Below are 9677 nucleotides of genomic sequence, written 5' to 3' on the forward strand. Positions count from 1 at the left end.
GTGCTCGGCGGTATCGCGCTTGTTGTAGTGCGTATGCTCTTATAGCGCTCCGATCTGCGCCTATATTGCAGTGCAGCAATGGACATGCGGCGACCTCCCGCCGGATAATGGGAAGACTCTCTGGAGCTGCCGGTGTCGGATGACTGGCAGCCTCGATGTCAGGATTTTCCTGGCATAGCAACGTTCCCGTGAGGGATAAAAGGAATACCCTATGACTCTCCGTCAGACGATCCAGGCAGCCCCGGGCAAGACAGCCGAGCTGATTACAAAACTTTCCGCAACATCAAACCAGGCGTTGAAAACACGTGAAGGTTTGTTCGCGCAGCTCAGCGATGAACTCACTCACTATATTACGTTCGAGGAGCAACATTTTCTGCCGCTGCTCCGCAAGCATGCCGACACCAAGGGCCTGGCTGCTGATTCCGTGAAGGCGAACAAGGAACTCGGTGCGGCATTGGTGAAACTGTCCGCTATGCCCAAGGACAACGATGCGTTTCTCGCCGAACTGGATACCCTGAACAAGAGCTTCCAGCAGTACGTTCGCAACGAGCGCAAGGAGCTTCTCCCTGCAGTCCTAAAGGCGCTCAGCGACGAAGAGGCCGGGGCCTCGGCGGCCAATATCGACGATGCCGTTTCTGAGGCCGAAAAGGCGACGCGTGACGCGAAGCGAGCAGAAGTTGCAGATGCCAAACGTCGGGCCGAGGAAACTGAGCAGGCTGCAGCGGCAGACCGCGCCGCAGTCCGGTCTGAGAAGGCGGCGGAACGCACCGCCCGCAAAGCTGTCGAACAAACTGTTGATACGGTGGCACGGGGTGCGGCTGCTGCGAAGGACGTTTCACGCGCGGTGACCGCAACAATATCGGAGCAGGCCCAAACGGCGGTATCTGACACCCAAGAGGCTATGACTGTCTACAGCGAGGCATCGCAGAAAGTCAGTGATGACCTGCAGGCGGTCAGAGCGTCGTCCGCCATCACCACCGGGGCTGCAACGGAAATCTACTCGGCGTGGATGGACTGGTTTGGCAAGACGACGCGTACAAATGCCGAGGCAGCCCAGCAGATGATGCAATGCAGGACGCTTCAGCAGGTCGCCACCTCGCAGCAAGAGTTTGTTACCAATGCGCTGCAGACTTGGATAGAGGGCAATGCGACTGTGCTCAAAATCGTTCAGCACACCTCAAAGCAGGCGTTGGGTCCACTTGATAGTCGTTTGAGCGAAGTGGCTTAACACAGACAAAGTGCACTCATGTGTCGCCGTTGTTCAGTGTAATAGCGGCGACGCACATCTCAACGTTCTATCTTTAGGCAAAGCAACGTTGCAAATTGCAGCGTCCCCATTTCAGGCCAGGCAGAACGCTGCTCAGCACGTGCCAGTCAGCACAAACCGAATACCCTGTGCGTCATAGGTCACTTCGGTCGTCCCTTCGAAATAGCCGCCCACAACCTGGTTCAGGATCCTTGATCCGAACCCGCCTGCCACGGGGGCCGAAACCGGCGGGCCACCAATCTCGGACCACAAGAACGAGAACGTGCCTTCGTTAAACGTCCACCAGATATCGACGTGGCCAGCCTCGTTGGACAGTGCCCCATACTTCAACGCGTTCGTGGCAAGTTCGTGCAATCCGAGTGCGAGCCCCAGAACCTGCTGGGCATTCAGCACAACATACGGACCCGAGATTGTGATCCGGTCGCCCGCACCCAAGTGAGGCTTCAAGGCGGAGGCTACGACCTCCGAGATCGCAGCGTCCCGGTTGTCCACCCGCGTCAGTACATCTTGTGCCTCGCTCAGCGCACGCAATCGCGCGGTAATCGCACTGCGCGCTATGGCGATATCGTTGGTCCCGCGCAGTGTCTGGGTGACCACGACCTGCGCCATCGTCAACATGTTTTTCATGCGGTGCGTGAGTTCCGCTGCCATCAGATTGCGCTCGGTTTCGAAGCGCAGGCGGTCGATGGCGGCATAGGTCCGATCAAAGATCGCGCGCATGAACCGGCATTCTGCCTCGCTCCAGTGCCGCGGCCCGATGTCGTTGACGAAGAGGACCGCACGTAGGCGGCCGAGTTCCATGAGCGGCAAACATACCAGCGAGCGGACCTGAATTCCGGCGAGCACTGACGGATCGTCGATCTGCGCATCGTCCTGTGTATCTGCAATCAAAACGGTTTCGCCGTCCTTCAGCGTGTGAAACATATTGCCAAATGTGCTATAGTGCTGGCGTCCGACAAGGCTGGTGCCGCCTTCCACGTTCCAGTCAGCCTTGATATTGATCACATCGGTTGCCTCGATGTGGCCGTGACCAACACGGGAAACATGGAGCGTTTTTGCGATCGTCTGAAGTGCAAGTGATACAATGTCGTCTGGCTGCATCATGTCACGCACATCGTCGAGAAACGACAGCTGCATATCCTGCATATGAGCCGCAGCACGTTGGTCCGTGATGTCGACGATTATGCCGGACAACTTTGTGATGCGTTTCGCGGCATCACTATCTATGGTTGCCTGCGCATGAACCCAGTTGGGTTGCGGCGCATGCGAAAGCGTTCGATAGACGATATCAAAATCGTCCCCGTCCCTGACGGATGCCTCCAAGGCGGACTGCACAAGCGGCAAATCATCGGGATGAATACACCCGAAGAATCGGGAGGTGGGCAGTGCGGTATCGGCGTCTTGACCCGGGATACCGTGCAATTCAGCTGCGACGCTGTCGGCCACAACGCTGTCGTCAAGGGCATCAAATTCGATGATTCCGACGGTCCCTGCCCGCTTCATGGCCAGGGTCGACCGCTGCTCAAGCAAGGCGATGCGGCGGCGGGCTTTTTCCTGAAAAGTGCGGTCGCGGAAAATCTTGACGAAGCCATTGATGTTGGTGCCATCCGTGGCAGGTTCTGTCGCGTCGCCGTCCGTCAGAAGTGGCATCATGAGACCGCTGGCCCAGAAGCGCGAGCCATCCTTTCGCATGTGCCAGCGTTCATCATCCGCACGGCCTTCCCGCAGAGCGGTGCGCATTTCGACTTCTGGACGATCCCGTGCCACATCTTCCGGCGTGAAGAAGAGGTCTCCGGATTGGCCGATTGCCTCTTCCTCGGTCCAGCCCAGGATGCTCTCAGCGCCTTCATTCCAGCTCGTAACTTTACAGTCCATGTCAAGCGTGATGACAGCATGATCCACAATGCTGCGCAGGATCATGCGATTGAGTAAAATGGCGTCCCTTTGGGCGCGATCGTCATCCAGCATGGGTCGGAGTTGATTTAAAAAGCTGAACCTGGCCAGAAGGCTGCAACTCAACCTGTAACCCGCGGACCGCCCGACAGTTTATCGCCTCTTTACGGTAATCATCATCGTCCCGGTGCGTTGAAACACAACAGCGGCGTCGTGCAGATAACCGCATTTGAAAGACAGTTTTCGACATGCCGTTCGATATCATGCCCTTTGTGGGCTTTACAATCCTTGTCGTTGAGGACGAACCCCTGTTCGCTCTGGATATTGCCACGACACTTGAGGATGCAGGCGCTGAAGTCATTGGTCCGTGTTATTGCGTTGCCTAAGCGCTCTGCGCCATTGACCAATATGATCGGCCATTACCCTTGAGCGGGGCCGTGTTGGACGTGAACCTCGGCCATGAAACTTCGATCGCGGTTGCACTTGCCCTGCAGGCGAAGGGGGTGCGTTTTATATTTCACACCGGAGCAGATGTAGAGTCTATCGCTTTGCTCGAAGTCTTCAACGTCCCTGTTATCCCGAAACTACAGGCGAGAACGACACTGTTGTCTAACCTTGCTGCCGAATTCGGACGGCAGTTGACCTCATGAACCTGCAGCACATTTTAGCCAGTTTCCTCGAATGATCGATAATGCGTTTGACCCGCTGATCTGCGCTGAACGCACCACGCCACCCTATGATCACAGTCTTAGTCTAAGGACACATCTGCAAACCAGTGCTGGCGCAAACGAATTTCGAAAGTACGCGATACGTCAGGCTGATACCGCACCACACGAAACATCAGTAGCCAGCCAGTAAGCGCAGGCCGACGTCTCCAGAAATCCGACGTTATCTCACGGCGGCCAATCCGGCACCCTTGCGCTGTTTCTGCGTCGTGCAACGCTGCAAGAGCAAGCGCAGCCTGTCTCGGGACGCGTCCGGGCCGGATGGATCGGTGAACCGCCCCGCCGGACCAGCGCGGCCGGAACCGGTGGTGATCCAGAATGCGATGAACTACCTCTCTTGAAATTGAAGCCGACTTCTTCTTGAGCGTCTCGCGGACCTTTTGCATCAGCGAGAACTTTTTAGTTTGGTTGTCAGTGGGGGGGAAGCTGTGTAACGTTGCGATATGGAGCCTTCAGTGCATTGCGGCCAGGCGGTGTCTGAAGTTGCGGAGTAGCCTTTCTTTGATATCCGATTCAAGCGCGAAGGTTGTGTGAGTATGGCGGATGAATCGCAAGGAGGAGGCAATCGCTCCGGGCGCAAATCAACGGCGAAGCCGACCCGGAACACGAATACGAGCGGTCGTGACGCTGCTCTCCGGCCGGGTAGGAGTGAGCGGCTCCTGACCGCCACTGACGGAGCCACGCCCGATGTCGCTGCTGTTCCGGTTGTCGGCATCGGCGCGTCGGCGGGCGGCATCGAGGCGTTGAGCATCTTCTTCGAAGTGATGCCAACTGACAGCGGCTGTGCATTCGTGGTTGTGCTGCATCTCGATCCGAAGCGCGAAAGCGAACTGGCCCACATCCTGAGTGTCCACACGACGATGCCGGTCATTCAGGTCGAGGACGGCATGCGGCTCGCTGCGAACCATGTCTATGTGATCGCGCCCGACACCGATCTGAAGGTCAGTGATGGCGGGCTGCACGTGTCCAAGCCGACGGACCCTCGCGGCCAGCGTCACCCCGTCGATGTGCTGTTCTCGTCGCTCGCTGCGGACCAGCACGAGCGGGCGATCGCCATCGTGCTCTCCGGGACCGGGCGCAACGGGACCGAGGGGCTTAGAGATATCAGGGCGGAAGGCGGCATGAGCCTGGTGCAGTCGCCCGAGACCGCAAAATTCGACGGCATGCCTAGGAGCGCGATTTCGGCGGACATGGCAGATCACGTGCTTGCCATCGAAAAGATGCCCGAAACTCTGATGGCCTTCAGGCGCCATGGCTACGTCGCAGCCCCCGCCGAAATCGAGGTTACCTCCCCGGACGGTCAGGCGACGCTCGGCCAGCTTCTGGAACTCTTGCGTGCTCGGGGCGGGCACGATTTCCGCGGCTACAAACAATCGACACTGAGGCGGCGCGTTCACCGTCGTCTCGGTCTGAGAAACATCGAAACACTGGACGAATATATGGACGAGCTGCGCACCAGTTCCGATGAAGTCGCCACGCTCGTCGGTGATCTGATGATCAGCGTCACAGGGTTTTTCCGCGACGCCGACGCGTGGAAGGCCCTGGCCGAACTGGTGATTGCGCCAATGGTTACGGAGCGTGAGACGGGCGCTTCGATCCGGGTCTGGACGACGGCCTGCTCGACGGGCGAGGAAGCCTATTCCCTTGCCATGCTGGTGACCGAGCATGCCGAGGCGGCGGGAAAACAATTTGATCTGAAAGTGTTCGCGACCGATGCCCAGGAGATAAATTTGCGCAAGGCGCGCGATGGCATTTACCCGGCCGCCGCCATGACCGGCTTTCCGGCGCCGCGTCTGACGCGCTTCTTCGAAAAGCGCGACGGCTCTTATCAAGTCAGCAGGGAGTTGCGCGACATGGTGGTGTTCGCGCCGCACAACCTGTTGCGCGATCCGCCGTTTTCGCGGCTGGACCTGTTGTCCTGCCGCAATTTCCTGATCTATCTGGAACCGGACGCGCAGCAGAGGATCATCGCGCTTTGTCATTTCGCGCTGCGACAGGGCGGACATCTTTTTCTCGGCAACGCAGAGACGATCGGAAAGCACGAGGACCTGTTCGAAACGGTGTCGAAGAAATGGCGCCTCTATCGCCGGTTGGGATCGACCCGGCATGACCTGATCGAGGCTTCACCGTCGCGCGACAGATCGGAACCGCGCACGAACGAAAGCTCATCGTCCCCACGCCTTGAGCCATCCACTTCGGCTGCCGAAATGGCCCGCCGCGCTTTGCTGGAGCACTATGCCCCGGCATCGGTGCTGATCGACCAGAGCGGGCGTGTCCTCTATTTCCACGGCGCTACACGGGATTATCTTGAGAATCCGTCCGGCGAGCCGACAAGGGACTTGTTGGCCATGGTCCGTGACGGGTTGGCGGCCAGATTGCGGGCTGCGATACGCGAAGCGTCGAAAGAGAACAGAAGCGTGACGGTCAACTCCCGCATCCGCGAGAGCGAGACCGCCCGATCCGTCGCGATGACGGTCATGCCGCTGCCCGCGTCACCGCAGGGAGGCGTCCTGTTGGTGAGTTTCGTGCCGGCGGTGCCGCAGTCCGATCCCACCCCGTCGCCCCCGCGTGAGGATCCGGGCGACGCATCGTCTGGCGAACTTGCCCTTCAGGAGGAACTGAGGGAGACCCGCACCGAACTGCAAAACACCATAGAATATCAGGAGACCACCAACGAGGAACTGAAGGCGGCGAACGAAGAAGCCATCTCGATGAACGAGGAGCTTCAATCCACCAACGAGGAACTTGAGGCCTCGAAAGAGGAATTGCAGTCGTTCAACGAAGAACTGAACACCGTCAATGGCCAACTCCAGCACAAGATCGGCGAGCTGGAACACACGACCGACGACCTCAACAATCTGCTGGCCGGGTCAGAGACGGCGACGCTGTTCCTTGACGAAAAATCTCGCATCAAGTGGTTTGCCCCCGCCACCAGGGAGCTATTCGATTTTGTCGAGTCGGACATCGGTCGGCCAATTTTCCATTTTGCGCAGAAGTTTGCCGACAAGAACCTGTTGCAGGATGTGGAAACGGTGCTCAGAAAACTGTCCCCGATCGAGGCGGAGGTGCAAAGCGATGCGGGCCGCTGGTATGTGCGCCGCGTGCTTCCTTATCGGACGCAGGACAACCGGATCGCAGGCGTCGTCGTCACATTCAGCGACATCACCGAGCGCAAGCGCGACGCCGATGCGATCGACCGTGCCCGCGCCTATTCCGAAACCATAGTGCGGACAGTCCAGCATCCCCTGCTGGTTCTGGACCACAACTTGCGCGTCCAGACCGCCAATAAGGCCTTCCGCGAACTGTTCGCTATTTTTGACGAAGAACCCAAAGGGCAGATTATCTTTGAGCTTGGAAGCGGCGAGTGGAACGACCCGCCGCTCCGGGCCCTTCTGGACAAGGTACATTCGGAGGATGAAGACATCCACGATTTCGAGGTCGAGCAGGAATTCCATCTGACCGGGCGACGATCAATGCTGCTCACTGCGTGCAAGTTGCGGCAAGAAGGTGACCTTGACGACCTGATCCTGATTGCCATCGAAGACGTCACCGAGCGCAAGCGTTTCGATGAGCATCGGGAAGTCCTGGTCGGCGAGCTCAATCACCGCATCAAGAACGTCATGGCGACGGTGCAGGCCATCGCGTCGCAGACGCTCAAAAGCGCCACGTCGATGGAAGAAGCACGCGCAACGTTCGGGTCGCGTCTGATCGCGCTTGGTAAATCGCACGACGTGCTGACCCGTGAAAACTGGGGCGGTGCGGATCTGCGGAATATCGTCTCGGAGACGGTCGAACCTCTTTGGGGAGGATCGAACCGCTTTCAGATTGAAGGTCCACACCTGTGGCTGGCGCCAAATGCCGCGCTCTCGATTGCAATGGCGATGCACGAACTGGCAACGAACGCCGCGAAATACGGCGCGCTTGCAACCGAGGACGGCCAGGTCGACATCCGCTGGCAGCTTATCGGTGACGGCGCCGATCGACGGCTCTCCTTGCGGTGGTTGGAAAGTGGCGGTCCGCCTGTCGTCCCGCCGACACGTAAGGGTTTCGGCTCGGTACTCGTCCAGAAGGTCCTGGCGACGGAACTGGGCGGTAAGGTGGACGTTGTCTATGACACCTCCGGCGTTGTCTGCACGATCGATGCTCCAATGCCCGACGGTCAGGAAAAGGGTAAACGAATTGACCGGACAGACGGCGAAACGGGTTCTGATCGTCGAGGATGAAGTCCTGATTGCGATGAATCTGGAGGACATGCTGAACGACCTCGGGCACGAGGTCGTCGGCCAAGCCACGCGTATCGACAAGGCGATGGAGCTTGCCCGCGAAAGCGACATCGATTTCGCAGTTCTCGATATCAACCTGGTCGGGAAGCAATCTTTTCCCGTCGCCGATATTCTTCGTGAGCGCGGCATACCTTTTGCCTTCGCATCGGGAAACGGGCCCGAGGGCCTGGTGGACGGGTATCGTCATTTCCCGGCGTTGCAGAAGCCATACGCGCAAGAAGACCTGGAACGTACCATTGCACGGGTATTTCGCGAATCGCCTTGATAAGGCAATCCTGCCAAACGTGAGCGGGATCGAGCGATTTATCCGCGAGACCTGGTCTGGTCACGGCCGTCACGGGCCGAGGCAAGCTGGCGAGAGATCTCCGGCGTGAGCCAGTCCTGCTCCACGAGGTCGCGGAGTTTGTAGGCCCGATCCATCGCCTGTTTGCTGGCCGCGTGCCATGCATTGGAAGCATCCGGCTCGCCGTCATCGCCGTGTTCAGCCATCTGGAGGCAGAATTCGGCGCGCTCGTTGAGAAACCGGACCGCAGCGCGCATGACTTTCTCCATTTCCTCGAACTGCGCCGCAGCCATGTTCTCTGCGGTATAGCTGTGGCCGATGTGGCAGGTGAATTTGACGATCGAACCGACCTTGAACTTCTTTAGTGCGCCGCCGCAGTCCGGGCAGGTGACCGTCAGCGGCCGCTCGAAAGTCTGGCTGTCGATGATTTCGGGCGCTTGTCTTTCCCGTTGAGACGAGGTTTTCGGCATGGGCAATTCCTTTCCGCACTTTTGGTCGACCAGCTCAATGAGAAGTTCCGGTATTTCCGCGAGTGGCAGGCAGTAATCGAGCGCGACGTGCTCGGCAGCACTCGTCGGCATTTCTGGATAGGCGGCATCGTTTGGGTCCTGGCTAATGGCAACACCGCCGCGTCGCTTGATCTCGAACAAGCCCAGCGTACCATCGCTCAGGTTGCCTGTCAGGATCACGCCCACGGCACCCGAACCATAGGTTTCAGCCACGCTCCGGAACAACGGGTCGATGGCCGGTCGCGCGCAGTTTTCCTTCGGGCCACGCAAAAGGCGCAACCGTCCGTCTGCGACGATCAGGTGGCGATCCGGCGGCGCTACATAGATATGACCGGGAAGGATGGTTTCGCCGTCCTCGGCATGTTTGGCCGGGACCGGCCCAGCCGTGTTCAAAAGTGCCGGCAACTCGCTTCGATACGCGCCGATATGTAGGACGACGAGAACAGGAGCGGAAAATGTATCCGGCAGCGCGGCAACCAAGGATCGCAATGCAACCACTCCGCCCGCCGAAGCGCCTATGACGATGATAGAGGAACGAGCCATGATAACCTTTGGGATAGGGGCTGATCTCGGGGATCGGATACCAACGCCGTATGGCGAGGAAGGTTCAACAGCGCGGTTGCGTTCCGGGCTGCGGTAGGCAGATCGCACAACCACCATGCGTGTCCGGATCGAACACGTCTTCGGCGCACAGATCAACGACATGGGCGGCGGCCT

Annotated in this window: 5 protein-coding genes; 3 read left to right on the forward strand and 2 right to left on the reverse strand. The window is 58.8% G+C overall.

Translation table 11 applies throughout. The annotated features are described in order from the left end of the window. Positions 1-211: 211 nt before the first annotated feature. Entirely contained in the window at positions 212-1228 is a 1017-nt protein-coding gene (locus ACOI1H_RS21260; protein ID WP_422439986.1) for a hemerythrin domain-containing protein, read from the forward strand. A gap of 132 nt (positions 1229-1360) precedes the next feature. Here the strand turns inward: ACOI1H_RS21260 and ACOI1H_RS21265 are convergent, their stop codons facing one another. Then, complete coding sequence (locus tag ACOI1H_RS21265) at positions 1361-3235, reverse strand: PAS domain-containing sensor histidine kinase (protein WP_422439987.1); 1875 nt, start codon at positions 3233-3235, stop codon at positions 1361-1363. 1186 nt (positions 3236-4421) lie between these two features. Here ACOI1H_RS21265 and ACOI1H_RS21270 point away from each other — a divergent pair. Together ACOI1H_RS21270 and ACOI1H_RS21275 are read left to right on the forward strand one after the other, a co-directional pair. Then, a complete protein-coding gene (locus ACOI1H_RS21270) occupies positions 4422-8108 on the forward strand; it encodes a chemotaxis protein CheB (RefSeq protein WP_422439989.1) in 3687 nt (1228 codons plus the stop codon). Further along, positions 8065-8433 carry a response regulator gene (locus tag ACOI1H_RS21275; RefSeq protein ID WP_422439991.1) on the forward strand — a complete coding sequence of 123 codons (369 nt, stop codon included), beginning with the start codon at positions 8065-8067 and terminating at the stop codon, positions 8431-8433. Before ACOI1H_RS21270 ends, ACOI1H_RS21275 begins: the two co-directional genes overlap by 44 nt. A 38-nt stretch (positions 8434-8471) precedes the next feature. On the opposite strand, the gene ACOI1H_RS21280 is transcribed toward ACOI1H_RS21275, so the two are convergent. Then, entirely contained in the window at positions 8472-9503 is a 1032-nt protein-coding gene (locus tag ACOI1H_RS21280; RefSeq protein ID WP_422439993.1) for a chemotaxis protein CheB, read from the reverse strand. Positions 9504-9677 lie beyond the last annotated feature (174 nt).

Origin of the sequence: Loktanella sp. DJP18 (genome assembly GCF_049310965.1) — a bacterium.
Taxonomy (GTDB): Bacteria; Pseudomonadota; Alphaproteobacteria; order Rhodobacterales; family Rhodobacteraceae; genus Loktanella.